The organism is Flavobacterium sp. GP15, from assembly GCF_014281985.1.
In the GTDB taxonomy this organism is placed as follows: Bacteria; Bacteroidota; Bacteroidia; order Flavobacteriales; family Flavobacteriaceae; genus Flavobacterium; species Flavobacterium pygoscelis.
Window position 1 is genome coordinate 1 of sequence record NZ_JACFTC010000034.1, and the last position, 662, is coordinate 662.

The following is a 662-nucleotide window of genomic DNA, read 5'->3' on the forward strand; positions in this document are numbered from 1 at the left end:
TGATTCATTTTGTTGATTTCTTCGCTTCTCATTTGATTAGGTGTTTTGAAACCCAAAACCTTTCTTGGTCTGTTATTTAGATTGTTTTCTATGTTTTTTAGCTCTTCCATACTTATATTATTAAAGTCGGTTCCTTTTGGTAAAAACCTTCTAATTAATCCGTTAGTGTTTTCATTTGTACCTCTTTCCCAGGAGGAGTATGGATGTGCAAAATAAATATCCATTCCAGTTTTTTTAGAGAGCCATTTATGATTAGCCATTTCTATTCCGTTATCGTAAGTCATTGTTTTTCTGAGGTATTGAGGTTGTTTATTTAAGAGCTTTGCAAATTCGTGAGTTACTGTTTTGGATTTTCTGTTGTTGATTTTTACAATAATTAAAAATCTAGTTTTTCTATCTACGATGGTTCCAATAGCACTTTTGTGTGCTACACCAATCATCAAATCTCCTTCTAAATGTCCAGCTTCCAGGCGTTCTTCGATATATTTAGGTCTATCATCAATACTGATTTGGTCTTTGATTCGGGTTTTTTTTATACCATATTTCCTTTTGTCTCGTCTTTTGTGATGATGATAGGGAAGAAGTTTGATTAGTTTTTTACCCAACGTAGATTGTCTAAATCGATAAATATGTTTATAAATAGATTCGTAAGAAATGGACAT

General features: G+C 31.9%; 1 protein-coding gene. It reads right to left on the reverse strand.

What is annotated here, in order from left to right:
- Positions 1–662 (reverse strand): IS30 family transposase (locus H2650_RS15715; RefSeq protein ID WP_188051775.1); only part of this gene is annotated, 662 nt, incomplete at both ends.